Here is a 26485-nt window from a genome sequence, read left to right as displayed (position 1 = left end):
ATGATTGAAGAAAAATTTTTAGAAATTTTACCTGAGAATTTCAGACATGAAAAATCTTTTTTAATTAAAAAGAAACTAAATGACTTTAAAAGATTAAGTAAACTTAGTGATTCTGAATTAAATATCATTCAAAAATCTCATTCATTATGTACAATAAATAATTTAAGAAAAATCAGAGCTATTGCTAATTTTAAAAATGAGCTTTCAATAACTCCATATGAATCTTACTTACTATTACACTGCGGTATAGGGTCTATTCAATCTCTTTCAATTTTAAACCCATATGATCTCAAAGAGAGAATTGGAAGATTGGAGAGAAGTCTTAGAACTAAAACTCAAACAAATATAACTTTATCCACGTTAAAAGATTGGATAAAGAGGGCTAATGAAATCTGTAAATCTATTTAAAATCTTGGTTAAAAGATTTATTTAATGTAGAATTTTAAAAAGATTATAAATAAAATGAATAACTTTTTTTTATTATTATTTTTATCGTTAGCCTATATAAATCCTGTTTTAAGTCAATCAGGTCTTTTGGAGACAGTCAAAAAGAATCCTAGTGATGCTATTAAGATGTGTAATAAATTTAAAGAATTAAATTCAAAAGGCATCTCCGCAAGTTCAGATAAAGCTATAGAGTTTGTTTCAAAAAAAAATAACTTGAATCCAATTAATGCTGAAATTCTCTCTATTTACGTAATTGGTCTTCATTGTCCTCAGGTTATATAAACACTTAAATGCGCGAAGTAAAATGGGTTGATAAGTCTTTAAAGTTAAATGATGGAGTTGAATTAGTATCAAGAATTTGGGCACCTAAAGATAAAGGTTCTTGGCCCGCGCTATTAATGAGACAACCATATGGAAGAGAAATAGCTTCAACAATTACTTATTCTCATCCTGAATGGTGGGCTTCAAAGGGTTACATAGTAGTAGTACAAGATGTTAGAGGTCAGGGATCATCTGGTGGAGTATTCAAAGGGTTCTCTCAAGAACCTAGTGATACATCAGAAACGCACCAATGGGTAAGATCATTAAAAGAATGCAATGGAAAACTTGGGTTATATGGCTTTTCATATCAAGGATTAACGCAACTTACAGGAACAAAAGATTCAAAGCCTCCTGATTGCTTATCTCCTGCCATGACGGGGATAGATTTAAAAAATCATTGGAGTTCGGATGGTGGAGCGTTTTGGTGGAATAATAATATTGCGTGGGGATTACAAATAGCTGCCTTAAAGATGAGAAGGGAAAATAACTCTTTAGGATGGGAAGAAATAAGATCAGCCCTAGAAAATAAAAGTTATTTAAGAAAAGGATTAGATCTTTTAAAAAAATATGATCCTAATAACTTCATACTTGAATGGCTTAACAATCTAAATCAAAATAAAGATTTTCTACAGATAAAACTTATTTCATCATGGCTAAAAAAACCAATGTTAATTATTGGTGGTCTTTGGGATCCTCATCTAGGAGGAGCATTTGATCTCTATCAAAAATCAAAAGCAGCGGGTGGAAATCCTGACATAATTATTGGGGATTCTACACATCTAAATTGGTGGGAGGGATCACAAAATACTTTGTTGGAATTTTTTGATAACCACCTCAAAACGAATAAAGAAGTTAATAAAATAAATTCTTTTAAGAATAAAAAAATTTGGAATCTTTCATTAAAAAAATGGGATGTAATTGAAGAAGACAAGATTCAAGATTGCAAGTTTGGTCTTAAAAGTAATGGAACAGCTAATTTCGAAATTATTGATGGGAGTCTCCTTTTGAATTCAAAAGGGTCGGGCTGGTTTTCAATTGTTCATGATCCGTGGAGGCCATTTCAAGCAGAGGGAGGCCACTTAGGGCCAAATCCTGGTTTATTTGATAGATATATTTTTGACAAAAGATTAGATGTGGGTGTTTTTCAAACCAATTCCTTTGAGGAAGATCTTCAACTTTCAGGAATACCTATACTTGAAACCTCTGTAACGAGTGATAAGAAAAGCTTTGATATATGTCTTGCTTTGTCTCTTGTTAATGAACAAGATAAAACTGTAAACCAATTCTCAACTGGATTTTTAAGAGTTAAAAACTTACAAATAGACGAAAAATGTGATTGCGAAATCGCAATGCATCCTACTAATATTACGATTCTAAAAGGTACAAAACTAAGGTTATCTATATCAGCTGCTGCATATCCAGCTATTGGTGTTAATTCAGGATTTGGTGACGATATGCTTGGTGCCCCAACTATTAATCACAAAATAATAAATTTAAGTTTTGAACTAAATAAAACATTTATGAAAATGACTCCATTTTTCAATTAATTTTTTTTATTTGGTTGATAATTTGATAAACTAATCCCTTAACAGCTACCAGTCATGAAAGAAACTATTCAAGCAGACTGGATTAAATCAGAAGCTTTCAACCTCGAAAATTGTTGCAATGATAATCCATTAAATATTTTAGGTCCCCATTTCGTTAATGGACAGTGGATAACAAGAGTATGGATGCCTGAAGCAGATGAAGTAAATATTATTTTTAAAGATAAAACCTATAAAACAACTACGTTAAATCATAAATGGCTGTTTGAAGTAACACTTCCTGAAGATCCCAAAAATAATTATCAAATAAATGTGTTAAGAGGAGGAGTTTCTCATTCACAGCAAGATCCTTGGGCTTATAGGGAAGAATGGATGGGGGAATTAGACAGACACCTTTTTGCTGAAGGAAACCACCATCATATTTGGAAAAAAATGGGGGCTCACATCCATGAAGAGATAAATCAAAAAGGAGTAATGTTCTGTATCTGGGCACCAAATGCAAAATCAATCTCAATAATCGGAGATATAAATTCTTGGGACGGTAGACATCATCCTATGCAAAAAAGGCTTGGTGGTATTTGGGAATTATTTATGCCAATAATGAAAGAAGGAGATGCTTATAAATATGAAATAAGAACTCAAGAAGGACATATTTATGAAAAAGCTGATCCATATGGTTTCTTTCATGAAATTAGACCCCAAAATGGCTCAATAGTATCTAAACTTAACGATTTTGATTGGGAAGATAGTTCTTGGATAACTAATAGAGATTCATCTAGTCAAATTAATAAACCTATTTCAGTTTATGAGATGCATTTGGGAAGTTGGATGCACGATTCAATTGAGAATAAATATATTGAAAAAAATGGACAGATAAGATCTTCAGTTCCTGCAGCGGATTTAAAACCTGGGACAAGGTTTTTAACTTATCCAGAGTTAACAGAAAAGCTTATCCCATATGTAAAAGAAAGAGGATTTACTCATATCGAATTAATGCCTATTTCGGAACATCCTTTCGATGGTTCCTGGGGCTATCAAGTCACCGGTTGGTACGCTCCGACAAGTAGATATGGCACTCCTAATGAATTTAAAGAGTTTATAAATAGATGTCATGCAGAGGGTATAGGTGTAATTCTCGACTGGGTTCCTGGCCATTTTCCAAAAGATAAGCATGGTTTAGCTTTCTTTGATGGTTGTCATCTTTATGAACACGGTGATCCTCGTATTGGAGAGCATAAAGAATGGGGTACTTTAATATTTAACTACAGTAGAAATGAAGTAAGGAATTTTTTAGTAGCAAACCTTATTTATTGGTTTGAAGAATTCCATATTGATGGGATAAGAGTGGATGCTGTAGCTTCAATGTTATATAGAGACTATTTACGTCCTGAGGGTGAATGGATTCCAAATGAAAACGGTGGGAATGAAAATTTAGAAGCTGTTAAATTTCTTCAGCAAGCAAACCATGTACTTTTTCAGCATTTTCCAGGTGCACTTTCTATTGCTGAAGAATCCACAACTTGGCCAATGGTTACCGAGCCTACAAATGTAGGTGGACTAGGTTTCAATTTAAAATGGAATATGGGGTGGATGCACGATATGCTCGATTATTTTGAAATAGATCCTTGGTTTAGGCAATTTCATCAAAATAGTGTGACTTTTTCAATAACTTATAATTACACCGAAAATTTTATGCTTGCCCTTAGTCACGATGAAGTTGTTCATGGGAAAAGTCATCTTTTACATAAAATGCCAGGAGATGATTGGAAAAAATTCGCGAATACAAGGGCTTTATTAACTTACATGTGGACACATCCTGGTAAAAAGACAATTTTTATGGGAATGGAATTTGGTCAAAGGCAAGAATGGAATGTTTGGGATGATCTTCAATGGGAACTTTTAGAATTTGAACCCCATAAAGGTATTAGAAACTTGGTTGATGACTTAAATAAACTTTATAAAAATGAGCCTTCTTTATGGAAAAATGACTTTGATCCTTATGGATTCCAATGGATTGATTGCGATGACACCTCCAATTCAGTTATCAGTTTTATGAGAAGGGAAAATGAAAGTAATGAATGGCTTGTAGTTGTTGCAAACTTTACTCCTAACTTTCATGGATCCTATAAAATAGGTGTTCCTTTAGAGGGGTTCTATAAAGAGATTTTCAATTCAGACGGTTCAAAATATGGCGGCAGTAACAAAGGGAATATGGGAGGTAAGGAAACTTTAAAATATAATATTCATAATTATGAAAATGCTCTTGAAATTGTTTTACCACCGCTAAGTGTATGTATCTTTAAGCATCAATTAAAGCAATAATAAAGGTTTATTTATTAGTCAATTTCATTTAATTCTTCACATAGTGATTTTAATCTGCTCTACGTTGTAAAATTTTTAGGTTAAAGATTTTATTTTTTAAAAAAATCATATTGTACTCAAAAAATGGGTGAGAATTTACCACTTTTACTTTCTGCTGCCTTAGGAAAGAAAGTTAATAGGCCTCCAGTATGGATGATGAGACAAGCAGGCAGATATATGAAGATTTACAGAGATTTAAGAGAACGCTACCCAAGCTTTAGGGAAAGATCTGAGAACCCAGAACTTTCTTATGAAATTTCAATGCAACCTTTTTTGGCTTTCAAGCCAGATGGTGTAATTCTTTTTTCAGATATACTTACCCCTCTTCCTGGAATGGGAATCAACTTTGAAATAATAGAAAGTAAGGGTCCAATAATAGAAGATCCAATAAGAAATATTCACCAAATAGAAAATTTAAAAGAATTAATTCCGAACGAAAGTTTAAGTTTTGTAGGAGAAGTCCTTTCATCATTGAGAAAAGATGTAAAAAATGAAGCAACGGTTCTTGGCTTTGTTGGAGCACCTTGGACTTTGGCTGCATATGTCGTTGAAGGTAAAAGCAGTAAAAATTATTCTTTAATAAAGTCAATGGCGTTTAAAGAACCTGATTTACTTCACAAACTTCTAGATCACTTTGCAAAATCCATTGGTGAGTATTTAAAGTATCAAATAAAATCTGGCGCTCAAGTTGTACAAATATTTGACTCTTGGGCAGGACAATTAAGTCCTCAAGACTACGATATTTTTGCTGGCCCTTATCAAAAGAAAGTTGTTGACATCGTTAAAGAAGAATTCCCAGATACTCCTATAATATTGTATATATCGGGCAGTGCTGGAGTATTAGAAAGAATGGCTAAAACTGGTGTAGATATAATTTCACTAGACTGGACTGTTGATATTGAGGAGGCTTGCAAACGAATCCCTACAGGAATTGGAATACAAGGAAATGTTGATCCAGGTATATTATTTGGAAATAAAGACTCAATAAAAGAGAGAATCGATAATACTTTCAATAAAGTAAAAGAGAGAAAATATATTCTTAATTTAGGTCATGGAATTTTACCAGGGACACCAGAAGAAAATGCTCAAACATTTTTTGAACATGGTAAAAAACTAACTTATTAATTTAAATTTTGGCAATTAAAAACTTATTAATAACAGGTTCTAACGGATGTGTTGGCCAATATTTGATTGATTGGTTTTTAAGAAACACTCGATTTAGGCTTTATCTCATGGTGAGAGATAAAAATAAGCTCCCCCTAGCTATACAAAAGAACAAGCGAATAAAATTGCTTACATGTGATATCAGAGAATGCAATAGATTTAGTAAAGAAATTAGTCAGGTAAATTTTCTTATCCACACTGCGACTGCTTGGGGTGATCCAAAAAGAGCCTATGATGTAAACATAAAAGCGTTCGAAGAGTTAGTAGGAATGCTTGAAAAAGATAAATTAGAGAAAATAATTTATTTTTCAACAGCCAGCATACTCAACGAACAATGTGAATTAATGAGGGAATCTCTAACTTATGGAACAGAATATATTCAAACAAAATATAAGTGTTTTGAAAGACTTAAAGAGAGCTCATTTGCAGAAAAAACATTCGCAGTTTTTCCTACATTAGTTTTTGGAGGAACTCTTAATAAAAGAAGTAAGTATCCCGTGAGCTATTTAACAAGCGGATTGAAAGAAATAAATAAATGGCTTTGGATGGCAAGATTTCTAAAACTTGACTCAAAGTTTCACTTTATACATGCCAATGATATTGCACAAATTTGTGGGTTTCTAATTAAAAATTATAAAGAAGAGAATTACAAGGGTTTCAAAAAATTTGTATTAGGTCAAAACTTTATTTCAATTGATGATGCGATAAATATCCTTTTAAAGAGAAACGGAATGAATAGATATTTTTCCATCCCCTTAACAAAAACAATAATGAAAATATTATTAAGAGTGCTTCCTATTCAAATGACTCCTTGGGATAGCTTCAGTATAAAAAAATATAACTTTAACCATGTGCCCATAACGAATCCAGAGAAATTAAATTTAAAAAGTTATGCTAGAACTCTGCAAGATGTTTTAAGGTTAGCAAAGTTACCAGGTTGTAATATCAATTAAACTTCTCGCGTTTTAGTTCCAAAAACCTTGTAATATATAAAGATAGTAAATTTAAATTATGTTACGTTCAATCTTTTCTGGTTTTTTTGCAATAGTTTTAACTCTAGGCCTAGGAATTTCTTCTGTTTCTGCTAAAACTGTTGAAGTTAAGCTTGGTACTGACGCTGGAATGTTAGCTTTTGAACCAAGTTCTATAACTATCAGTACAGGTGATACTGTTAAATTCATCAATAATAAATTAGCTCCTCATAATGCTGTTTTTGATGGCCATGAAGAATTAAGTCATGCTGATCTAGCCTTCGCTCCTGGCGAATCATGGGAAGAAACTTTTGATACAGCAGGAACTTTTGACTACTATTGTGAGCCACACAGAGGTGCAGGGATGGTAGGTAAAGTAATTGTTGAATAAAATACCTAATTAATTAAATAATATTTACTAAATATTGCGATTATTTTGATTAATTAAATTTATTACATTGGCTTAAATGAAATTTGTCCCAAGTGAATTCTCCAATTCTGCTTGGGATATTTTTATTTTGTCAAAGGAAATTGCACAAAATAATTTTCAGCAAAATATAGATTCTGAAAATATATTGCTTGCACTAATAAAACAAGATATTTTCACCTCTAAAATACTAAAAAAAAATTGTGTAAATATTAAAAATATAGAAACAACGTTAACTTCTTTACTGGATGCGAAAGCAAAAATGAAGAATAAACAAAAAACTCTTTTTATAGGAGAAACCACAGAAAAAGTTTTTTTAAAAGCAAATGATTTAAGAGTTTCGTTTAATGATGTAGTGATATCAACAGAACACATACTTTACGGTTTAGCTTATGATGAAATTTGCAGTGAATTAGTTTTAAATACAAAAAAAATCCCTGAATTTTTAGAACTTTTAAAAAAGATGAAATCTGAATCCACGATTAATAATAATTTTGAAAGTTCAAATCAAACTTTAGATAAATTCGGCATTGATCTTACAAAATCAGCTAGGGATGGAATCCTTGACCCTGTTATTGGTAGGGATGAAGAAATCAGAAGAACGATCCAAATATTAAGCAGAAGAACCAAAAATAATCCTGTTCTAATAGGAGAACCTGGAGTAGGTAAAACTGCAATAGTAGAAGGTTTAGCTCAACGAATCGTTAATGGAGATGTCCCATCATCATTAAATAATAGACAATTAATATCAATCGATATGGGTTCATTAATAGCTGGAGCAAAATACCGAGGCGAATTTGAAGAGAGAATTAAAAATGTTTTAAAAAAAGTTAAAAGTTCTGAAGGGAAGATTATTCTTTTTATAGATGAAATTCATACAGTTGTTGGTGCTGGAGCAACTGGAGGATCTTTAGATGCCAGTAATCTCTTGAAACCAATGCTCGCAAGGGGGGAATTAAGATGTATAGGTGCTACGACAATCAATGAGCATAAACAAAATATTGAAAAAGATCCTGCGCTTGAAAGGAGATTTCAGAAAATAAAAATTAACGCTCCTTCAGTAGATGATACGATTTCAATACTTAGAGGGCTAAGAGAAAAATATGAGGTTCATCATAGTGTAAGAATTTCTGATAATGCTCTTGTTGCTGCTGCTAGCTTAAGTGAAAGATATATTAATGATAGATTCCTACCAGACAAAGCAATCGATCTAATTGATGAAGCTGCTTCAAGATTAAATATGGTGATAACATCCAAACCAGAAGAAATTGATGAGATTGATAGAAAAGTTTTACAACTAGAAATGGAGAATTTATCCTTAAAAAGGGAATCAGATGATTTTTCTTTAGAAAGGCTAAAAAGAATTAATAATGAGCTTCAAGATCTTAAGATTAGGCAATCTGAATTAAATAATCAATGGAGAAAAGAAAAAGAAGAAATTGATGAGATTAGTAATTTAAAAGAAGAAATTGAATCTACTCAATTAAAAATAGAACAAGCCAAAAGAAGTTTTGATCTCAATAAAGCAGCAGAATTAGAATTTGGAACCTTAATTTCTTTACAAAAAAAATTAAAAATCAAAAGTGAGAATCTAGTAGATTCTTTTAAAAATGGTGAAAAGAATCTTTTAAGGCAAGAAGTTAATTTTGATGACATAGCAGAAGTTGTTTCGAAGTGGACTTCTATTCCAGTAAATAATTTAAATCAATCTGAAAAAGAAAAACTTTTAAAACTAGAATTAACTCTTAAAGAAAAAATAATTGGTCAGAATAATGCTATATGCGCCGTTTCAGATTCAATTAAGAGATCAAGGACAGGACTAAATGATCCCAATAGACCAATAGCTAGTTTTTTATTTTTAGGGCCAACAGGAGTAGGAAAGACTGAACTAAGCAAAGTAATAGCCAAAACAATATTTGACTCGAATTCATCAATCACGAGACTAGATATGTCTGAATATATGGAAAAGCATTCTGTAAGCAAAATTATTGGTGCCCCTCCAGGCTATCTAGGTTTTGAATCAGGAGGCCAATTAACCGAAGCCGTCAGGAAAAACCCTTACTCTCTTATACTTCTAGATGAAATAGAAAAAGCCCACAAAGATGTTTTAGATATTTTATTACAAGTTCTAGATGATGGAATTATTACCGATGGAGAAGGCAGAACAATTAGTTTTAAAAATTCAATAATTGTTCTTACAAGTAATTTAGGGAGTCAATCTATAAATGATTTATCTATTAGGAACGAAGATAAAAATGAAATTAGAAATATTGTGAATGTCGAATTGAAGAAATTTTTTAAACCAGAATTCTTAAACCGCCTAGATGAAATAATAATATTTCAAAATTTGGAATTAAATGAATTAAAAGATATAGCTAAAATACAACTAAAAAACCTTGAAAATAGGCTTATCAAAAAAGACTTAAACTTTCAAATTACAGATGAGGCTATTGACCATCTAGTCAAAAATAGTTTTGATAATAGCTATGGAGCAAGACCATTAAAAAGAATTATTCAAAAAGAAATCGAGACAAAAATTGCAAATAATATTCTCAATAACAATTACTTAAATAAAAAAGAGGTTTATATTTCTATTAAAGATGGATGCATATTTGTAAATTGATATTTTGATTAAAGTATTATTTTTAAATTTGTTTATAAACTTTTAAATAAATCTTAAAACCACTCTGGGAATTTTTCATAACTAGCAGAATTTGATTTATTTTCTTTTGATTCAGTTTTCCAGCAGCATGTTCTTCCTTTATCATTATCCTTCAAGTATTCATTAGCCCATTGCCAAATCATTTCAGAAGAATATTCCATTCCAACATTATCCATAATCTTCAAATCTAAAGCATCTAAATCATGTAATTTCCTCCAGTAATTTAATAAAGGATCATCACTATTTACAAGAAATGTATGATCAAACTGTTCTTTAAGCCTTTTCTCAAGAGGTTTTAAACCAGAAAAATCAACAACAAAACCATTTTTATCCAATTCTTTAGCAGCGAACCAAAAGGTAAATGTCCTTGAATAACCATGAACAAATCTACAGTGTCCATCATGGCGCCATTGCCTATGAGAGCAGGGAAAATCCTCATAACTTTTGCTGCAAGAAAATTGTGATGAATGAATATCCATTAATAAACTGATAAGCTTTAGTAAAACAAAGAGTAAGAGGTCTAACTTATTAAATATAATGACTTATTCAACAAATTTTTCCATCGAAGAACTTCGTTTTGATAATAATGGATTAATCCCTGCAATAGCACAAGATTGGCTAGACGGATCAATTCTTATGTTGGCTTGGATGAATAAAGAATCTTTAAATAAAACACTCGAGACAAGAAATGTACATTACTGGAGTCGATCTAGATCCGAGATATGGAGAAAAGGATCAACGAGTGGTAGTACCCAATTTCTTAAAGGAATTAGATTTGATTGCGATAATGATGCACTTGTTCTTTCGATAGAACAGCATGGCTCAGGGGCATGCCATACAGGCGAAAAAAGTTGTTTTTTCAATGAAATAGATAGTAATTCAATTAATAAAACAGCAAAGAAAATAAGTCCTTTTTCTAATATTTGCTCAGAATTATTTGATACACTTAATGAAAGATCAATTAATCCTCTAGAAAAAAGTTATACAAATCATTTGTTAACAAAAGGTAGTAATACTATTTTAAAAAAAATGGGAGAAGAAACTGCTGAATTTATTATGGCTTGCAAAGATAATGACAAAGATGAAATTGCAAATGAAGCTTCTGATATAATTTATCATCTTCAAGTTGCATTGCTACACAAGGGAGTTAACTGGAGAGATGTACTAACTGTTCTTGAATCAAGAAGGGGAAAAAATAATTAAATATATATAATTTGAAAGCTTAAATTTAATCAAATTAACAAATAATTAATTATTAATTAATTATTAATTAATTATTAATTAATTATTACATGTATAGCTTATTAAGAAATTAACTATAAGTTAAATACATTACGTAAAAGGTGTAAATCGTGAGTTCATTAAGCGATTTTCTTGGAGAAATAGGTCGTCATCAACTTTTGACACCAGAGAAGGAACTCACTATGGGAAGAAAAGTCCAAGAAATGGTAGTACTTATCAATAGATGTCAAACAGCCGGTGGGCAAGGTCCCGATTGTGAATATTCCGAAGAGGAAAAAAAGAAAATAAAAATTGGTGAAAAAGCTAAGAATGAAATGATTACGGCAAATCTAAGATTAGTAGTTAATCTTTCAAAAAGATATCAGGGAAAGGGTTTAGATTTATTAGATTTAATTCAAGAAGGCACTCTTGGTCTTACGCGAGCTGTAGAGAAATACGACCCTTCAAGGGGGCATAGATTCTCTACTTACGCTTACTGGTGGATAAGGCAGGGACTAAATAGAGCACTCTCAACGCAAAGTAGAACAATAAGAATACCAGTAAACATTAATGAAAAGCTTACTAAATTAAGAGCAGCAAAATCAAAATTAATGCAACTTAAAGGTTTTCCTCCCACTAGTATTGAGTTAGCGAATGAACTGAAAATTACTAAAGAGGAGATAGATGAACTACTTTCTTGCGAATTAAGGAGTATAACAGTAAGTCTTCAAGGTACGGTAAAATCTAAGTCGGATCCATCTGAACTTGTTGATATTCTGCCAAGCGATCAAACGCCTCCAATGGAATTAGCGGAACTAGCTGAGAGGACAGCCTCTGCCTGGACATTATTAGACAAGGCAAATCTTACTGAAAAAGAAAGGAAGATTGTAAGCCTAAGATTTGGTTTAGATGGTTCAAATGAATGGAGAACTTTAGCAGAAGTTGCAAGACATATGAGTTGTAGTAGAGAATATTGCAGACAAGTTGTACAAAGAGCCTTGAGAAAGCTTAGAAAAGCAGGAATCCAAAATGGACTAGTTGATAGTGTTAGCTAAAAGCCATTAATTAACTAAATTAAAATTATGAATGATAGCTATTACAAAAACAAAGAAAAAATTTATGATGCAGAGGTTTTAGAAAGTTCATCATTAGATGAAAATATCATTATAAAAATATTAATAAGGGCTGGTAGAACTATTGCAAAACCAGCTTTAGAAGTTCTAGAAATGGCCCTCGATCCTTTTACTCCAACACAAGTAAGAGTTTCCTTAATGGCCGCACTCGCTTATTTAATAATGCCATTTGATCTATTCCCTGACTTTATGCCTTTAGTAGGTTACAGTGATGACTTTGTTGCTCTCACTGCAGTTTTAAGTATATGGAGTAGATATATGACTCCTGCAATAAGAGCAAGAGCGGAAAGGAAACTTAATAAATTGTTCCCTTTTGTTAAATGAGTAAACTATCACAGGGAGAAGAAAAAGAACTTATATCTTTTATTAAAGATTGGTTAAAATCCCATGGATATACACAAAAAGATCTAGCTAATGAATTAAATCTCAAATCAAGCCGAACCTTCGAAATCATACAAAAAGTTAAAGAATTTTATAAAAAAGGAGGTATTTTCAACATTGTTAAAAATCTCATAAAGATAGAACAAAATTGGCTAAACAATATTCCAACCAATTCTCAAGGAATAAACGAAACCCACCCATATAATCAATTAGATATCGACTCCTTAGTGAACCAAATAAAAGAAGACAGTCGTAAAAAAAATATTTAAACTTAGCTATTTTTTTATTTAAAAACTAACTTAAATAACAATATATACATAGTATTTTAGAAGCATTTTTTATTAAAAAATTCTATTATTTATTTTTATTTTTTTTATAAATAAAAACCTTATTTTTACAATTTTAAAAAATAATTATCACTCTAATTATAAGTAAAATAAGCTAAAGGATTATCGTTTTTTAATATATACTTTTTTAAAATGCTTGGATCCATGGATAAATATCAAAATCAATCCATATACCTTCCTTCCAATAAATATCTTTCTCAATTAATTGTCTTAATTCATTTTCATTATTAGCGTTAAAAATACCAAATAAATATTTTGTACATTTTGTAGGTCCTAAAGTAATTAAAATATTTCTACTTTTTAAATCCCCAAGTCTATCAAGATGATTTTTACGAAATGGTTCCCTTTTGTTAATTGCATCGTCACAATACTTCCCAAATACTATAAATTTTTCCATCATTAAAAGTTAACTAATTGAATAAATACATGCTTAATAATTGCACAAATTACACACTAATTGCTATGTTAATTAAGAATAACTTTTTATTAATTTATTATGCTAAGTGGTAGCGATCTCCTTGCTAAAGTTAAAGAACTTGGTGATGTTAGCAAGTCGGATCTTGTGCGTGCATGTGGATACGTATCCACGAAAAAAAATGGAAGCGAACGTTTAAATTTCACTGCTTTTTATGAAGCACTTCTTGAAGCAAAAGGCGTTAACCTCGGAGATGCCGGAGTTTCAGGTATTGGTAAGGGTGGTAGAAAGTTAAGTTATATAGCGACAGTTCAAGGTAATGGGAATCTTTTGATTGGGAAAGCATATACAGCACTTTTAGACTTAAAAGCAGGCGACGAGTTTGAAATAAAGCTTGGGAGAAAACAAATAAGATTATTACCCTCGGAATAATCCCCATAAAATATTATTCTAATTATTAAGAATTAAAGCCCCTTTTCATAAGGGGTTTTTAATAAAATAAACATGCAAAATTACTTTTTTAATTACATTTATTGATCAGCCGCTTTGCGCATTTCTTCACAAAATTTACCAATTTGATTAACAACTTCCTTTTCATTACTATTAGAGATTCTTTTAACAAATGCACTACCAATAATTACTCCATCTGCCCCCCATTTACGAACTTTATTAACATGTTCAGGAGAAGATATTCCAAAACCAACCGCTACAGGATTAATGCTTATTTCTTGTAATTTAGTAATAAGATTCTCTACTCTATTTTCCATTTTGTTTCTCTCTCCTGTTACTCCTGTTACGCTTACTAAATAAGTAAAACCTTTTGTATTATTAGATATAATTTTCATTCTTTCAGAGGGAGTAGTAGGAGCAACTAATAATATCAAGTCTATTGAATAAGAACTAATTATTTCTGAAAATTTATATGCTTCTTCCAAAGGAAGATCGGGAATTATTAATCCTGAAACTCCTACTTTAGATGCCAATTCACAAAAATTCTCAAGTCCAAAATTTAATACAGGATTAAAATAAGTGAAAAGTATTATGGGAATATGCAACTTATCTTTCAAAGACTCTAATAATTGAATAACATTTTTCAATGTAGTTCCTGACTTTAATGCTCTAGAAGCTGATAATTGAATGATTGGGCCATCAGCAAGAGGGTCGCTATAAGGGATTCCTAATTCAATAAGATCTGCACCCTTTTCTTGCAACTTTAATAAAATCTCTGATGTAGTCTCAATATTAGGATCACCTGCCATTATGAAGGGCATCAATGCTAATTTATCGCTTTTCTTTAGTTCCAAAAACTTCTTATTTATTTTTGATAAAGTTTCATTCATAGGAAATTGCGTTTTCTTGTTTTCTTTCATGAATTTTTGAGATTTTTATTTGATAATTTTTAAATAGTTTATGGATTCTTTTCTAAATCCTCCATTAGTTTTTCCTGCTCTTCTTTTGGTAATAAGTTAAATTTGGTTTCTAGTTTATCATTCACAATTTTTTCATACTCTTTTCTATAACGCTTCCTTTGTTCCATAAAAGTCATTTTTCCGTTTAAAACTCTAAGAACATAAGATGAAACCCAACTTATTACAATCACAATCAAAACAAAGTTTGAGATAGTACTAGCTGTAAAGTTATCGATACCCAATTGTGGTGCTAATTTATAACTTAATAGTCCTAATAATGAGATTAATAAACCTATTTGTACAACCTTACCTTTAGTCAAAATTTAACCTTTGCTATCTCCTCTTAATCTGAGATTTAAAAATGGAGAAAATAAAATTAAACCTGGGAAGAAAAGGAATACTAATCCATAAACTATTAATCTCTCAAATTTGCCCATAACATTCCATCTATTATTCATCCAGTAAAAAAGTATTAACGGAATAACCAATAAATAAATAGAAACAATCCCTACGTAGGCAACTAAAGTAGCAAATGAATTATCAAAAATACTTTCCATTTAAATTTCTGGTTTTATTTAGTTAAAACATAACAACTATTTAAAGTTATCGTAAGAACTAAAAATAAATAGATTAAGAATGGGAGTGGGGGGACTTGAACCCCCACGAGCTAAAGCGCTCGACGGATTTTAAGTCCGGCGCGTCTACCAATTCCGCCACACTCCCAAAAGGAATTTGCGCTTTTCAATCGTAGCCGAAAGTATCTTAATAAACCAAGAAAAATGTGAATATTTACATTTTCTCGGAATACTGAGCTGGGATTAGCTGGGATTATATCTTTCAATCATTAAATTAATCATTTATGAAAAAATGACCTAATCATGTTTTTCTGTTGTTAATGTAAGAAATTTTATTTTTTATTTAACAACTCCCTCTACTTGCCAAGTTAAAGTTTCACCTCCATGAAATGGTTTTATTTGTCCAACAACCTTATTGTGTTCAATTACTTCAATAAATTCTGGAATTTTATTTGACCTTGATACCAATCTTATTTTTTCGTTATTAATAGGTAGATTATAAAAATTAGGCCCATTCAAGCTGGCAAATTTTTCGAATTGATTAAGTGCATTTTCCTCCTCAAAAACTTTTAAATAGCTTTCTATTGCTACTGGAGAATTAAAAATGCCTGCACAACCACAAAAAGCTTTCCACTGTCTTAAATGAGGAGCAGAATCTGTGCCTAAGAAAAAACATTCTTTTCCACTAGTAGCAGCTTTCCTTAAAGCAATTCTATTATTTTCTCTCTTTGCGACTGGTAAGCAGTAAAAGTCACTATTTAAACCTCCAAAGAACATTGCATTCCTATTTATGTGTAAATGATGTGGAGTAATAGTAGCTCCTAAGTTATTACTCTGAACAAAATCAACTGCATAAGAGGTAGTTATATGCTCTAAAACAATCTTTAATTTTGGAAATTGTTTTATTAAAGGTGAAAGTTCTTTATCAATAAAAACTTCTTCCCTATCAAAAATATCTACTTCAGGGTCAGTTACTTCTCCATGAATTAAAAGTGGCATTTCAAGTTCTTGCATAACTTCAAATATTTCATAAAGATTTTCTATTTTTTTAACTCCATGTCTGGAATTTGTTGTTGCATTAGCAGGATACAATTTGGCAGCAAAGAAAACTTTATTATTAAAACCTTCTACTAATTCATGTTTTATTGTCTCGTCCGTTAGATATATCGTCATTAATGGTTCAAATTTAGAATTATCAGACAATGCTTCAAATATAGAATTTTTATAAGAAATACATTTTTCTATAGATGTTATTGGGTTTTTGGTGTTTGGCATTACAATGGCCCTACCAAAAAATTCAGATGTAAACCTAATAATATTTTTTAAAACAATGCCTTCCCTTAGATGTAAATGCCAATCATCCGGTTTTGATATAATTAATTCTTTCAAAATTTTAATTATTTAATTAATTTTAACAGCAAATAAAAATTGACAATAGTTTTCAGAAAGTTATTGAATAAATTAAAGATATAATCATCTAAAGAAGTCTTTTAAATATGAGTGAATTTATATTGCCAATAATAGAGATCATAATTGGAATAATTTTTCTTTTTGCAGGTGGAGAGTTATTCATTCAAGGGGCGATTTCTTTATCTTTAATTTTAGGGATACCTCAAATAGTAATAGGATTAACTGTAGTTTCTTTAGGTACAAGTTCTCCTGAATTATTAGTAAGTTTAAATTCAATCTTTAAGGGGAGTGACTCACTCGCAGCAAGTAATGTAATAGGAAGCAATATTTTTAATGTTCTTGTTGTCTTAGGTATAAGCTCATTAATAACCCCTTTAAAAGTAAAAAGTAGAATTGTCCGAAGAGATGTACCTCTTTTAATAGCTATTTCATGTGCAGTCTGGGCAATGTCTTCAACTGGTCTTTTAACTTGGCAAGCAGGAATTTTTCTAATATTTTGTTTAACTTTAAATACAATTTGGGAAATAAATACTATTAAGGAAAATGAGGAGGATACTAAAAAAGCTGAGCCAGAGATAGAAGAGTCTCCAGGCATTGAGAGAGTTGAATTTAATATTATATTGAAATTAATATCTGGAATTTTTCTTCTAAGCTTTGGTTCAAATATTTTAGTAAATGGTTCTCAATCCTTAGCGACTCTATTAGGGGTAAATGAAATTATTATTGGTCTAACTATAGTTGCCACTGGTACCTCTCTGCCAGAACTAGTTACTTCAATAATTGCAGCGTTGAAAGGTAAAACTGATCTTGCAATTGGTAATGTTATTGGAAGCAATTTGCTTAATCAGCTTCTTATTCTTGGAAGTTGCAGTATTTTTTCTGGATTAAAAGGGTTTACAATTGATCAAAGTCTTATAAAAGTTGACTTACCATTTATGGTTTTAACGACTTTTGCCTGCCTCCCAATCTTTTGGACTAAGGGTAAAATCACTAGAACTGAGGGTTTTATACTTTTAAATCTATATATTTTCTATATAGTTGATAAGTTATTGTTCTTAAACGGATTTGACAATCTCTATGAATTGAGAGTTTGTATTTTTGTTTATTTTGCATTTTTAACAGTATTCCTTTTTGCCCAAGAAAGTCTCAAAATAACCAGAAGATAATTTAATTACCCGTACATAGTTACAAATTCCTCTGAAATAGTAGGATGCAACGCCATAGTAGTATCAAAATCCTTTTTAGTAATCCCTGCATTTAAAGACACTGCAACCATTTGTATAATCTCAGAGGCTGCTTCTCCAAACATATGGCAGCCTAGGACCTTATCATTTTTTTTATTGACCACAAGTTTTAACATACATTTAGATTTATTTTTTTTAAAGGTATTAGACATAGGCGTAAAATTACATTTAAAAACTTGCACATTTACTTCCGAATAAATTTCATTTGCCTTTTCCTCACTAAGTCCAACTGTTGAAATTTCTGGGATAGTAAAGACTGCCTTAGGAATATTTTCATAATTAACTTTTCTTTTAAGAGCAGCGAAATAATTATCTGCAAAAACTCTCCCTTGTTCAATTGCTACAGGAGTTAAATTTGGTTTTTTTATTATATCTCCAATAGCAAATATATTAGAATTACTTGTCTGATTAAGCTCATTAACTTCTAAATATATTCCATCCATTTTTAGATTTAAAGTATCTAAATTTAATCTTTTAAGAGAAGGCTCTCGTCCAGTTGCAACAAGTATATTATCGGTTAATAATTTACTTCCTGATTCCAACGTTGACTCTAGATCATCATTTATTTTTTTTATGGACTTTAACTGATTCTTGAATTTTAAATTTATACCTAAGGCAGTCATTGATTTTTCTAAACATTCAGACAAATCTTTGTCAAAACCATTTAACAAGTTCTCACCTCTTATTAATTGCGTAACTTCAGTGCCTAAGTTCTTAAAAATAGATGCAAATTCACAGGCAATATAACCTCCCCCAACTATTAATAATTTCTTAGGAAAATCTTTTAATTCAAAAATATCATCGCTGCTCCACGCTAAATCTATTCCGGGAATATTTAATTTTTTTGGTTTGCCACCAACTGAAATAAGAATACTTTTGGCACTTACTTTGCTTAAAATGTTTTTTGTTTTTGGACAAACTACTTCTACAGTATTTTGATTTAAAAATCTTCCAAGGCCCTCAAAAACTTTAACGTTTAATTTTTTTAAAGAATTTGAATGTAAAACACTTAATCTAGAAACTTCTTCTCTCACATTTTTTAGTAAAATATTAGATTCAAAAGTTATTTCTTTGCTTAATAACCCATACCCTTCAGAAGAAACCATATTTCTTCTATTATTAGCAGCATAAACCATCAATTTTTTTGGCACGCAACCTCGAATAACGCAGGTCCCACCAATTTTGTTTACTTCAATTATTGCAACTTTTGCGCCATAACTCGCAGCTCGTTTTGCAGCAGCCAATCCTCCCGAACCAGCACCCACAACAATCAAGTCAAATTCGAATTCCAAAACCTTTAAAATCATTTATTATATCGTAAATATAAAGCTTAAATTCAATAAATGAATAACATCTTGAGTTGGGCCGATTTAAGTAAATTCAAAATTGATGATATTGATAGAGTTAATGGGATAAATAATTCTTATACAAATTTAAGATTATTTGGCCATTGTGAAAAAGAAGTCGACCTGATTTTCTATAGAGATCGGCATTCTTGGTGCCCTTACTGTCAAAAAATATGGTTATGGCTTGAATTCAAAAGGATTCCTTACAAAGTGAAGAAAATAAATATGTATTGTTATGGCCAAAAAGAAAAGTGGTATCTCAACAAAGTTAGTTCTGGTAAATTACCTGCAATAGAATTGAATGGGAACATCATAACTGAAAGTGATAATATTATTACTTTTTTAGAAAATGAATTTGGAACACTTGGTTCCTCTCTATTATCAAAGGATATTAGAGAAGTTAGAAATTTAGAAAGAGAAATTTTTAGAACATGGTGTAATTGGCTTTGTAGAAAAAGCTTTAGTAATTTAGATGTATCCTTTCGAAAAAAAAAATTTAGAGAATCTATTTGCAAATTAGAAAAAATATTAAGTTTATCCAAAACAGGGTTTATTGATTCACCAATACATGATTCAGAAAAATTAGAGCCAGGTACTGGAGACATAATTTTTATTCCATATATGGAAAGAATGAATGCTTCATTAAGTTATTACAAGGGGTTCGATTTAAGAAATAATTATCCTTTTATTGATAGATGGTTAACCCTTTTTGAAAATTTCAGTGCATATAGAGGTACTCAAGGTGATTTTCATACTCATTCACATGATCTACCTCCTCAAATGGGTGGCTGCTTTAAGGATGTTAATGATCAACAAATTTCCTTTTCTAATCTAATAGATGTTGGAGAAGGACTAGGGAACTTGGAATTTAATCAAGATATTGACTTGGATTATTACGCTAAATTTGCACTTAAAAGAGTCCTAAAACATAAAGACAATATTATTAACGCTAATCCTTATGAAAAAGACTTATTTGAGGAATCATTAAGGGCCGCTCTTACCCATATGATTACCTCCGAAATCAATGAAGTTCCCAAAAAGGCAGCTACATCTATCAACTACTTAAAAAATAGAATTTCTGTGCCCAGAGATATGCCTATAATTTCTGCAAGGATATTAAGACAATCTTTAAATAAAATTGAGTCAACGAATCTTAATTCCAAAATTGATAAGATTCCAGAAAAACATAGATATGATCAAGATCCTGCCAGATTTATATTAAAATAAAGATTATAAATTTTTTCTTGAATCGATTTGAAGTAAATCTTTTATTTTTTGAACTTGACTGGCAACATTTGGATCACTTGACAATTTTTTTTCCACTTGCTCAATAGCATACATAACGGTTGTATGGTCTTTACCTCCAAATTCATCTCCAATTTTTGGAAGGCTTAGATCAGTTCCCTGCCTCATTAGATACATGCCTATTTGCCTTGCCTGGCTGACTGGCTTTCTTCTGCTTGAACTAACTAATTCTTCAGCTGAAACTTCAAAGAAATCTGATACTTTTTTAATTACCTGCTTAGGAGTCACTACTACTCCAACGCTATTTGGATCAAGCATTGGAGCAATTGATTGAACTGTCATAGGTAATCCAGTTATTGAGGCAAAAGCTACTGCCCTAGTAAAGGCTCCCTCTAATTCTCGAATGTTTGAAGAAAATCTTCCTGCGATAAATTGAATCAAATCTCTTGGGAGATTCATTCTTTCTTGTTCAGCTTTTTTCTGCAGAATCGCCATTCTTGTCTCTATATCAGGAGGTTGAATATCTGCTATTAATCCCATTGAGAATCTTGAAATTAGCCTTTCTTGTAATTTAGGTATTTGACTAGGAGGCCTATCACTTGCAATAACTATTTGTTTACCCGCTTCATATAAAGCATTGAAAGTATTAAAAAATTCTTCTTGTGTATATTCCTTGCCCTCCAAGAATTGTATATCGTCAATTAATAATAGATCTACTGATCTATATTTATTTTTAAAGGCATGCATTCCATCTTTTCTTATAGATTGAATTAAATCACTGCTGAAAGTTTCAGTGGAGACATATAAAACTTTCGCATCTCGATCAATTTCTACTCGATAATGACCAACAGCTTGCATCAAGTGAGTCTTTCCAAGGCCGACACCACCACAAATAAATAAGGGATTAAATTCTCTTCCTGGAGATTCTGCCACTGCTAAAGCTGCAGCATGGGCCATTCGACTATTAGGACCTACAACAAATCTTTTAAAGACATAACGTGTATTTAAAGAATGCGATTTTTTTGATCTATTAATTAAATTATTACCTTGATTAATCGAAAATGATTTTGATTGAGAATTAATATTTTGAAGGTTAACAGAATCAGAAGAATTTGAACTGTTGTTGATATTAATTTCAGACTTAAAAACTACTTTTACATTATGTCCACAAATTTCTTCTGCAGCTTTTTCAATAGTTTCACTATAATTTTTTCTTAGCCAATCACTTGTAAAGTTATTTGGAGTAATCAGAGTTAACAATCCATTTTCAAAACAGTTAAATTTTGCTGGCCTTATCCAAGTTTCGAAAGAAGGCTTGCTTAAATTCTTTTGAAGTAATTGTTGAACTTCTGCCCAAATAGGATTGGCTGCTTGCACTAAAATTTTTCAATAGATATTTAATCTAGTGGGAATTTATTAATTGGTCACTCTCAAATCATAAGATCATGATAAATTTAAAATTTATTAACAATACAGATTATAAATTTGAAAAAAGTGAAATCTATTAATTGCCTAAACCTTATAATAATTACACCTTGTTTATGTTTTGTTGGATAAAGCACTACTCATAGTGATGGCTAAGTGGCATGCTTATGGTCGTTGCAAAAATAGATTATCAAAAGATATAGGGAAAATTAGTTCTGCAAAAGTGCAGAAAAAAATGACAGGTCATACTATTTCAGTTGCGAAATTTCTGGAGAATAAAGGTTTGATTGATATTTCCTTAGCCATATCTGGACTAGGATTAAAAAATAGTAAAAGGTGGAGTAATGAATTAGGAATTAAAAACTTTAAATTACAAGGTAGAGGATGTTTAGGAGAAAAGATGAGAAGGCAAATTCTTATTGAAAAAAAAAATAGTTTAAAAAAAACAAGATCTATTATTTTTATAGGGACTGATCTCCCAGATTTTTGTCATATGGATTTATTAAATACTCTTTCAAAACTTAAAAAAAATGATCTGATTTTAGGCCCCTCAAATGATGGAGGATATTGGCTTATTGCTTTTTCTGAAAGATTATTATCTGCTGATTTATATTTACCCTTTATAAACATTAAATGGGGTAGAGAAGACGTCCTTGAACAAACTATTAAAAACCTTTCTACAATTAACTTAGATTATGACTTCCTTCATCGAAAAATAGATATTGATACAATTATAGATATCGAAAAAAGAGAATAATTAAGTTGCCTAAAATCTCAATTATTATTCCAACTCATAACGAATCTCAACACTTACCATTACTTCTCTCGGATTTATCAATTTCTTATGAGGAAGCAGAAATAATAATTGTAGATTGTAATAGTGAGGATAAAACTGTAGAGATAGGAAAGTTATATGGATCAAAGATACATAAATCAAAAAAAAAGAACAGAGGGTTGCAATTAAATATCGGAGCCAAAAAAGCTACAGGAAAATGGTTTATTTTCTTACATGCCGATTCTAGGCTTAATCAAGACTGGTTAGAAAAAGTGAAGTCAGTAATGAGATACGATGAAAATTCTGTTTATTTTTTTAAATTCAAGATTAATAATAAAAAAATTGTTTATAGATTTCTCGAGATAGTTGTAAACCTAAGAAGCTATATCTTCAAGGATCCATATGGTGATCAAGGTCTCTTAATTCACAGGGAAATATATTTTAAGAATAAAGGTTATCGAAAAATTCCTTTGATGGAGGATTTAGATTTTATAAGAAGATTAAAGAATAAGAAATCTTTAAAAAGATTAACTATTCCAATTTATACAAGTAGTAGGAAGTGGGAAAAAACTAATATTATTTTTCAAGCATTCAAGAATTGGAGTTATAGGAAAAGATGGTTAAGAGGGGAGTCAATAAAATCTTTGCATAATGATTATTACAAAAATTAAATTAATTTGCATACCAAAAAGCACATTTTGAACCTTTTGGTTCTAATTCCCAACCCTGCCTTTTATAAAATGAAACCACCTCGGCATCCGCGAATAAAGTAACCTTTGATATTCCAATTTTTTTTAATTCTTGCAATATATATTTCATCAATTCTTTACCTAAACCAAGTCCTTGATAAACAGGATTGATAGCAACATCCCAAATAGTTGCCTCAATAATCCCGTCCCCAGTACATCTAGCGAAACCTACAAGCCTAGGAAATTTCTCATCATGACGCCATAACCCAACTACTAGAATACTAAATTCTAAAGCTCTTTTAACTCTCCTTATTGGCCTCCTGCTCCATCCTACAGTCTGCAAAAGTTGATCTAACTCAATAAGGTCGAATTCCTTGACCTTGCTACAAACAAAAATCTCTTTTTTCTCTTGATGGGTGAATTCATAAGAATTTAAACCATAATATTTAATCAGCTCATCTTGAGAAAGAATATTTGTTTTCTTAATTGATGACCTTTTGTTCCTAAAAATCATTAAAAGCTAGCAAATCCTTTTTCTTGAAGCTCGGAAAGTTGGAAATATAATCCTTTTTTGAGTCTAAGCTCTCTATGATTCCCTTCTTCAATTAAAGTTCCCCCTTTTAAGACTAATATCTTATCAGATTTTTCAATAGTAGCTAATCTATGCGCTATCACTAATGCAGTTCTTTTATTCAATATCCTTTCAAGATCTTTTTGCAAGGTGGCTTCTGTAGATGGATCCATAAATGCAGTAGCTTCGTCCATTATCAAGATAATTGGATTTCTTATGGCTACCCTAGCTACAGAAAGAAGTTGTCTTTCTCCGGATGAAAGATTACCCCCTCTCTCTCTAAGATAAGTATTCAAACCATCAGGCAACTTTTTCAATAAAGTATCTAAACCAAGCTCTTTACAAATATTTTCTAAGTCTTGTTTATTAATATCGGTACTTAATTTTAAGTTTTCTGCAACATCACCACTAAAAATAAAAGTATCTTGCAGCACGACACCAAGCATATTTCTAAGTCTTGCTATTGGTATATCCTTAATATCTACATCATCTATCAAAATCTGGCCTTCTTGAGGCTCATACAGTCTACATAACAACCTTATTATGGTTGTTTTACCAGAACCAGTTGGGCCAACAAAAGCTACATGTTCTCCAGGATTAACTAAAAATGATAGGTCTTTTATTACATGTTCACCCTCGTTATAAAAGAAATTTACATTCCGAAATTCAATTTTCCCTTTAAATTTATAATCCTTACTTAAAATTCCTCCTGAAAGTTGTTGAGTACAAATAGAGTCTTTAATCTCAATTTCTTCATCTAATAATTCATTTATTCTCTCTACAGCAGTAAGTCCCCCTTGAATCTGTGTAAATCTCTCTGCTAACTGTCTTAAAGGCTCGAAGAGTCTTTGGGAGTAGAGAATAAAAGTTGTTAATGTTCCTAAACCAATATTGCCCGAAGTTACTAGATACCCTCCCACAGCCAATACTAATGAAACTGCTGCAAGGGATATCCATTCTATAAAAGCAGATATACTACTATCGTAAAAAATGGTCCCATTAACTGCTTTCTGGTAAGCAATACCGGTATTAGAAAATTTCCTACTATTGAAAAATTCTCTCCTAAACATCTGAACGACCTCTAAACCTTGAAGATTCTCTTGGAAGTCAGAGTTAAGTTGAGACAATTCCTCTCTTACTTGATAATTTGCTTTTCTATAGCGTTTTTGAAGCCAAATAATAAAATATGAAACCGGTATTTGAGTTAAAAGAAGCAAAGTTGCCAATCCTTTGTCTATAGAAAGCATCGTTAATGAAATGACTATAAGACTGACAAAATCGGCAATAACTCCCACGGCGCCACTGCCAAAAACCTCAGCCAAGGCATCCACATCATTGGTAAGTCTTGTTAGCAATTTACCGACAGGCATTTTATCGTGATACTTAAGAGAAAGAGAAATAGAATGTTCGAAAAGTTCTCTTCTAATCCTTGCTGTTAATCTTTGTCCAACCGATTGAATATTATATGATTGATATCCTTGCAAAACTAATCTAAATAGAACAGTTATAAACAAAGTGATAATAATTATATTTATAGATTGCCCAAAGAAGGTTTTACTTAACCAGACATCTGTGCTCTCATTTTTTAAGATTGTTATCGCTTGACCAACTAATAATGGTTGAATAGCCCCTGCGAAGGAAACAGGTAATAAGACTATTAAAATTAGATAAATGGTTTTTTTATCTTTAGTTAAATATCTACCTAATTTTTTTATTCTATCAAAATCATTCAAAAACATTACTTTAAATATTTAATATATCCTTAGAAGATTCTATTGATAAAATCACATCTCGGAGAGGGTTGCTATCTAATCTAAGAGAGAGAGGATTAGCTATTAATCTTGCAGTTGAATAAAAAAGATCGTCAATTTTACTTAAACCGTTTTCTTTAAGAGTCTTACCTGTAGCGACCAAATCTATTATGGCTTCTGCCATTCCAGTAATAGGGCCAAGCTCTACTGATCCCGTTAGATGAACAATCTCAACTGGTATATTTAAATCATCAAAATAGGCTCTAGCAGTTTTTGTGAATTTACTTGCCACTTTACAATTAGCGGGAAGATCCGTAGGTTTTGAATAATTACTATTATTTTTTACAGCAAGTGACATATGACATCCACCAAAACCTAAATCAAGCAATTTAGCAACTTTCAATTCAGATTCCTGTAATACGTCGTATCCTACAATTCCTAAATCTGCTTGCCCGTAACTTACATAAACTGGAACGTCCCCATTTCTTACCAATAAGGCTTTGGCTCGTTTACATTTCGATTCGATAGTTAATGATCTATTATTCTCTAGCAATGCATCAGAGAAGTTCAATCCTGCTTTTTTAAAAATTGAAATTGAATCTTCTAACAGAGCTCCTTTAGGTAAAGCTATAGTAATCATAGATCAATTTA

At 31.1% G+C, this 26485-nt stretch carries 28 protein-coding genes and 1 tRNA gene; 17 read left to right on the top strand and 12 right to left on the bottom strand.

Annotation, left to right across the window (positions count from 1 at the left end; translation table 11 throughout):
* The 8 genes from ACTF45_RS04120 to ACTF45_RS04085 all read left to right on the top strand — a co-directional run bounded on the left by ACTF45_RS04120 (nucleotide 1) and on the right by ACTF45_RS04085 (nucleotide 9858).
* Nucleotides 1–408, top strand: coding sequence for a DUF4332 domain-containing protein (locus ACTF45_RS04120; protein ID WP_288347520.1), 408 nt, complete (start codon nucleotides 1–3; stop codon nucleotides 406–408).
* 54 nt (nucleotides 409–462) lie between these two features.
* Entirely contained in the window at nucleotides 463–729 is a 267-nt protein-coding gene (locus ACTF45_RS04115; protein WP_288347521.1) for a hypothetical protein, read from the top strand.
* 8 nt (nucleotides 730–737) lie between these two features.
* A complete protein-coding gene (locus tag ACTF45_RS04110) occupies nucleotides 738–2315 on the top strand; it encodes a CocE/NonD family hydrolase (RefSeq protein ID WP_288347523.1) in 1578 nt (525 codons plus the stop codon).
* A gap of 54 nt (nucleotides 2316–2369) precedes the next feature.
* Nucleotides 2370–4634 carry a 1,4-alpha-glucan branching protein GlgB gene (gene glgB / locus ACTF45_RS04105; protein WP_438949385.1) on the top strand — a complete coding sequence of 755 codons (2265 nt, stop codon included), beginning with the start codon at nucleotides 2370–2372 and terminating at the stop codon, nucleotides 4632–4634.
* Nucleotides 4635–4757: 123 nt separating this feature from the next.
* On the top strand, nucleotides 4758–5798 hold the full coding sequence (gene hemE, locus ACTF45_RS04100; protein WP_288347527.1) for a uroporphyrinogen decarboxylase: 1041 nt from the start codon (nucleotides 4758–4760) through the stop codon (nucleotides 5796–5798).
* A gap of 8 nt (nucleotides 5799–5806) precedes the next feature.
* Nucleotides 5807–6790 (top strand): NAD-dependent epimerase/dehydratase family protein, encoded by a 984-nt coding sequence (locus tag ACTF45_RS04095; RefSeq protein WP_288347528.1) that lies wholly within the window; start codon nucleotides 5807–5809, stop codon nucleotides 6788–6790.
* A gap of 58 nt (nucleotides 6791–6848) precedes the next feature.
* A complete protein-coding gene (gene petE, locus ACTF45_RS04090; protein WP_288347530.1) occupies nucleotides 6849–7199 on the top strand; it encodes a plastocyanin in 351 nt (116 codons plus the stop codon).
* Between the two features lie 76 nt (nucleotides 7200–7275).
* Nucleotides 7276–9858: an ATP-dependent Clp protease ATP-binding subunit gene (locus ACTF45_RS04085; RefSeq protein ID WP_438949384.1), complete on the top strand. Its 2583-nt coding sequence runs from the start codon at nucleotides 7276–7278 to the stop codon at nucleotides 9856–9858.
* A 53-nt stretch (nucleotides 9859–9911) separates the two neighbouring features.
* On the opposite strand, the gene ACTF45_RS04080 is transcribed toward ACTF45_RS04085, so the two are convergent.
* Nucleotides 9912–10376, bottom strand: a complete 465-nt coding sequence (locus ACTF45_RS04080; protein ID WP_288347533.1) for a 6-carboxytetrahydropterin synthase — start codon at nucleotides 10374–10376, stop codon at nucleotides 9912–9914.
* A 58-nt stretch (nucleotides 10377–10434) separates the two neighbouring features.
* On the opposite strand from ACTF45_RS04080, the gene hisIE reads away from it, so the two are divergent.
* From hisIE to ACTF45_RS04060, 4 genes are all read left to right on the top strand, one after another.
* Entirely contained in the window at nucleotides 10435–11100 is a 666-nt protein-coding gene (hisIE, locus tag ACTF45_RS04075; RefSeq protein ID WP_288347534.1) for a bifunctional phosphoribosyl-AMP cyclohydrolase/phosphoribosyl-ATP diphosphatase HisIE, read from the top strand.
* 149 nt (nucleotides 11101–11249) lie between these two features.
* The gene (locus ACTF45_RS04070; RefSeq protein WP_288347535.1) at nucleotides 11250–12173 is read left to right on the top strand and encodes a sigma-70 family RNA polymerase sigma factor; all 924 of its coding nucleotides are present in this window, start codon (nucleotides 11250–11252) and stop codon (nucleotides 12171–12173) included.
* 27 nt (nucleotides 12174–12200) lie between these two features.
* Nucleotides 12201–12575 carry a YkvA family protein gene (locus tag ACTF45_RS04065; protein ID WP_348659608.1) on the top strand — a complete coding sequence of 125 codons (375 nt, stop codon included), beginning with the start codon at nucleotides 12201–12203 and terminating at the stop codon, nucleotides 12573–12575.
* Nucleotides 12572–12901: a hypothetical protein gene (locus ACTF45_RS04060; protein WP_438949383.1), complete on the top strand. Its 330-nt coding sequence runs from the start codon at nucleotides 12572–12574 to the stop codon at nucleotides 12899–12901. Before ACTF45_RS04065 ends, ACTF45_RS04060 begins: the two co-directional genes overlap by 4 nt.
* A gap of 205 nt (nucleotides 12902–13106) precedes the next feature.
* Here the strand turns inward: ACTF45_RS04060 and ACTF45_RS04055 are convergent, their stop codons facing one another.
* On the bottom strand, nucleotides 13107–13376 hold the full coding sequence (locus ACTF45_RS04055; RefSeq protein WP_438949462.1) for a YciI family protein: 270 nt from the start codon (nucleotides 13374–13376) through the stop codon (nucleotides 13107–13109).
* A gap of 99 nt (nucleotides 13377–13475) precedes the next feature.
* Between ACTF45_RS04055 and ACTF45_RS04050 the strand changes: the two genes are divergently transcribed.
* Entirely contained in the window at nucleotides 13476–13826 is a 351-nt protein-coding gene (locus ACTF45_RS04050; protein ID WP_288347540.1) for an AbrB family transcriptional regulator, read from the top strand.
* Nucleotides 13827–13924: 98 nt separating this feature from the next.
* On the opposite strand, the gene trpA is transcribed toward ACTF45_RS04050, so the two are convergent.
* The 5 genes from trpA to pyrC form a co-directional block, all read right to left on the bottom strand.
* Nucleotides 13925–14764, bottom strand: a complete 840-nt coding sequence (gene trpA / locus ACTF45_RS04045; protein ID WP_288347541.1) for a tryptophan synthase subunit alpha — start codon at nucleotides 14762–14764, stop codon at nucleotides 13925–13927.
* Nucleotides 14765–14802: 38 nt separating this feature from the next.
* Nucleotides 14803–15123 carry a DUF3007 family protein gene (locus tag ACTF45_RS04040; RefSeq protein ID WP_288347543.1) on the bottom strand — a complete coding sequence of 107 codons (321 nt, stop codon included), beginning with the start codon at nucleotides 15121–15123 and terminating at the stop codon, nucleotides 14803–14805.
* A gap of 3 nt (nucleotides 15124–15126) precedes the next feature.
* Entirely contained in the window at nucleotides 15127–15360 is a 234-nt protein-coding gene (locus ACTF45_RS04035) for an NAD(P)H-quinone oxidoreductase subunit L (RefSeq protein ID WP_288347545.1), read from the bottom strand.
* 80 nt (nucleotides 15361–15440) lie between these two features.
* A tRNA-Leu gene (locus tag ACTF45_RS04030) sits at nucleotides 15441–15526 on the bottom strand.
* A 191-nt stretch (nucleotides 15527–15717) separates the two neighbouring features.
* Nucleotides 15718–16767, bottom strand: coding sequence for a dihydroorotase (gene pyrC / locus ACTF45_RS04025; protein ID WP_438949382.1), 1050 nt, complete (start codon nucleotides 16765–16767; stop codon nucleotides 15718–15720).
* Nucleotides 16768–16874: 107 nt separating this feature from the next.
* Here pyrC and ACTF45_RS04020 point away from each other — a divergent pair, with 107 nt between their 5' ends.
* Nucleotides 16875–17954: a calcium/sodium antiporter gene (locus ACTF45_RS04020; RefSeq protein ID WP_438949381.1), complete on the top strand. Its 1080-nt coding sequence runs from the start codon at nucleotides 16875–16877 to the stop codon at nucleotides 17952–17954.
* 5 nt (nucleotides 17955–17959) lie between these two features.
* On the opposite strand, the gene gorA is transcribed toward ACTF45_RS04020, so the two are convergent.
* The gene (gorA, locus tag ACTF45_RS04015; RefSeq protein ID WP_288347999.1) at nucleotides 17960–19339 is read right to left on the bottom strand and encodes a glutathione-disulfide reductase; all 1380 of its coding nucleotides are present in this window, start codon (nucleotides 19337–19339) and stop codon (nucleotides 17960–17962) included.
* 36 nt (nucleotides 19340–19375) lie between these two features.
* Here gorA and ACTF45_RS04010 point away from each other — a divergent pair, with 36 nt between their 5' ends.
* Nucleotides 19376–20605 (top strand): glutathione S-transferase, encoded by a 1230-nt coding sequence (locus ACTF45_RS04010; RefSeq protein WP_288348001.1) that lies wholly within the window; start codon nucleotides 19376–19378, stop codon nucleotides 20603–20605.
* A gap of 3 nt (nucleotides 20606–20608) precedes the next feature.
* Here ACTF45_RS04010 and dnaA read toward each other — a convergent pair whose 3' ends face one another.
* Nucleotides 20609–22000 (bottom strand): chromosomal replication initiator protein DnaA, encoded by a 1392-nt coding sequence (gene dnaA, locus ACTF45_RS04005; protein WP_288348003.1) that lies wholly within the window; start codon nucleotides 21998–22000, stop codon nucleotides 20609–20611.
* 196 nt (nucleotides 22001–22196) lie between these two features.
* On the opposite strand from dnaA, the gene ACTF45_RS04000 reads away from it, so the two are divergent.
* Nucleotides 22197–22805: a DUF2064 domain-containing protein gene (locus ACTF45_RS04000; protein WP_288348005.1), complete on the top strand. Its 609-nt coding sequence runs from the start codon at nucleotides 22197–22199 to the stop codon at nucleotides 22803–22805.
* Between the two features lie 5 nt (nucleotides 22806–22810).
* Nucleotides 22811–23494: a TIGR04283 family arsenosugar biosynthesis glycosyltransferase gene (locus tag ACTF45_RS03995; RefSeq protein WP_288348007.1), complete on the top strand. Its 684-nt coding sequence runs from the start codon at nucleotides 22811–22813 to the stop codon at nucleotides 23492–23494.
* Nucleotide 23495: 1 nt separating this feature from the next.
* Here ACTF45_RS03995 and ACTF45_RS03990 read toward each other — a convergent pair whose 3' ends face one another.
* Genes ACTF45_RS03990 through hisG form a run of 3 tightly spaced genes read right to left on the bottom strand, consistent with a single transcriptional unit; the run spans nucleotide 23496 to nucleotide 26474 of the window.
* Complete coding sequence (locus tag ACTF45_RS03990; protein WP_288348009.1) at nucleotides 23496–24026, bottom strand: GNAT family N-acetyltransferase; 531 nt, start codon at nucleotides 24024–24026, stop codon at nucleotides 23496–23498.
* Entirely contained in the window at nucleotides 24026–25822 is a 1797-nt protein-coding gene (locus ACTF45_RS03985) for an ABC transporter ATP-binding protein (protein ID WP_288348011.1), read from the bottom strand. Before ACTF45_RS03985 ends, ACTF45_RS03990 begins: the two co-directional genes overlap by 1 nt.
* Nucleotides 25823–25826: 4 nt before the next feature.
* Nucleotides 25827–26474 (bottom strand): ATP phosphoribosyltransferase, encoded by a 648-nt coding sequence (hisG, locus tag ACTF45_RS03980; RefSeq protein WP_438949380.1) that lies wholly within the window; start codon nucleotides 26472–26474, stop codon nucleotides 25827–25829.
* Between the last annotated feature and the right edge of the window lie 11 nt (nucleotides 26475–26485).

Origin of the sequence: Prochlorococcus sp. (genome assembly GCF_965655815.1) — a bacterium.
Classification (GTDB): Bacteria; Cyanobacteriota; Cyanobacteriia; order PCC-6307; family Cyanobiaceae; genus Prochlorococcus_A; species Prochlorococcus_A pastoris.
The sequence above is the reverse complement of the archived record's forward strand: the minus strand, read 5'-3'. Positions and strand labels throughout refer to the sequence as shown.

Excerpts from the sequence above, each read along its gene's own strand:
- ACTF45_RS04120 (WP_288347520.1), top strand. The coding sequence starts at position 1 with ATGATTGAAGAAAAATTTTTAGAAATTTTACCTGAGAATTTCAGACAT.
- ACTF45_RS04115 (WP_288347521.1), top strand. The coding sequence starts at position 463 with ATGAATAACTTTTTTTTATTATTATTTTTATCGTTAGCCTATATAAAT.
- ACTF45_RS04110 (WP_288347523.1), top strand. The coding sequence starts at position 738 with ATGCGCGAAGTAAAATGGGTTGATAAGTCTTTAAAGTTAAATGATGGA.
- glgB (WP_438949385.1), top strand. The coding sequence starts at position 2,370 with ATGAAAGAAACTATTCAAGCAGACTGGATTAAATCAGAAGCTTTCAAC.
- hemE (WP_288347527.1), top strand. The coding sequence starts at position 4,758 with ATGGGTGAGAATTTACCACTTTTACTTTCTGCTGCCTTAGGAAAGAAA.
- petE (WP_288347530.1), top strand. The coding sequence starts at position 6,849 with ATGTTACGTTCAATCTTTTCTGGTTTTTTTGCAATAGTTTTAACTCTA.
- ACTF45_RS04085 (WP_438949384.1), top strand. The coding sequence starts at position 7,276 with ATGAAATTTGTCCCAAGTGAATTCTCCAATTCTGCTTGGGATATTTTT.
- ACTF45_RS04080 (WP_288347533.1), bottom strand. The coding sequence starts at position 10,376 with ATGGATATTCATTCATCACAATTTTCTTGCAGCAAAAGTTATGAGGAT.
- hisIE (WP_288347534.1), top strand. The coding sequence starts at position 10,435 with ATGACTTATTCAACAAATTTTTCCATCGAAGAACTTCGTTTTGATAAT.
- ACTF45_RS04065 (WP_348659608.1), top strand. The coding sequence starts at position 12,201 with ATGAATGATAGCTATTACAAAAACAAAGAAAAAATTTATGATGCAGAG.
- ACTF45_RS04060 (WP_438949383.1), top strand. The coding sequence starts at position 12,572 with ATGAGTAAACTATCACAGGGAGAAGAAAAAGAACTTATATCTTTTATT.
- ACTF45_RS04055 (WP_438949462.1), bottom strand. The coding sequence starts at position 13,376 with ATGGAAAAATTTATAGTATTTGGGAAGTATTGTGACGATGCAATTAAC.
- ACTF45_RS04050 (WP_288347540.1), top strand. The coding sequence starts at position 13,476 with ATGCTAAGTGGTAGCGATCTCCTTGCTAAAGTTAAAGAACTTGGTGAT.
- trpA (WP_288347541.1), bottom strand. The coding sequence starts at position 14,764 with ATGAAAGAAAACAAGAAAACGCAATTTCCTATGAATGAAACTTTATCA.
- ACTF45_RS04035 (WP_288347545.1), bottom strand. The coding sequence starts at position 15,360 with ATGGAAAGTATTTTTGATAATTCATTTGCTACTTTAGTTGCCTACGTA.
- ACTF45_RS04020 (WP_438949381.1), top strand. The coding sequence starts at position 16,875 with ATGAGTGAATTTATATTGCCAATAATAGAGATCATAATTGGAATAATT.
- gorA (WP_288347999.1), bottom strand. The coding sequence starts at position 19,339 with ATGATTTTAAAGGTTTTGGAATTCGAATTTGACTTGATTGTTGTGGGT.
- ACTF45_RS04010 (WP_288348001.1), top strand. The coding sequence starts at position 19,376 with ATGAATAACATCTTGAGTTGGGCCGATTTAAGTAAATTCAAAATTGAT.
- ACTF45_RS04000 (WP_288348005.1), top strand. The coding sequence starts at position 22,197 with ATGGCTAAGTGGCATGCTTATGGTCGTTGCAAAAATAGATTATCAAAA.
- ACTF45_RS03990 (WP_288348009.1), bottom strand. The coding sequence starts at position 24,026 with ATGATTTTTAGGAACAAAAGGTCATCAATTAAGAAAACAAATATTCTT.
- ACTF45_RS03985 (WP_288348011.1), bottom strand. The coding sequence starts at position 25,822 with ATGTTTTTGAATGATTTTGATAGAATAAAAAAATTAGGTAGATATTTA.
- hisG (WP_438949380.1), bottom strand. The coding sequence starts at position 26,474 with ATGATTACTATAGCTTTACCTAAAGGAGCTCTGTTAGAAGATTCAATT.